The organism is Paraburkholderia sp. SIMBA_053 (genome assembly GCF_046534895.1).
Lineage (GTDB): Bacteria > Pseudomonadota > Gammaproteobacteria > Burkholderiales > Burkholderiaceae > Paraburkholderia > Paraburkholderia caledonica.
On the sequence record NZ_JAWRXU010000616.1, the window covers coordinates 1 to 275 of the forward strand.

The window sequence follows — 275 nt, forward strand, 5'->3', positions numbered from 1 at the left end:
CTGATCGCCCGCGCGCTGCGCGCCGGCCATTCGTTTCCCGCCGCGCTCGGCATGGTGGGCGACGAGTTGCCGAATCCGCTCGGCGGCGAGTTCCGTATCGCCTTCGATGAGATCAACTACGGCGTCTCGATGAACGACGCGCTGTTGAATCTCGTGAACCGCGTGCCCGTCGACGACGTACGCTACTTCGTGATCGCCGTGCTGATCCAGCGCGAGGCGGGCGGCAATCTCGCGGAGATTCTCGGCAATATCGCGGGCATCATCCGAGAACGGCT

1 protein-coding gene is annotated in these 275 nt (G+C 64.7%); it reads left to right on the top strand.

What is annotated here, in order from left to right; translation table 11 throughout:
* The coding region (locus SB753_RS37070) for a type II secretion system F family protein (protein ID WP_410805124.1) at positions 1 to 275 on the top strand (275 nt) is incomplete at both ends.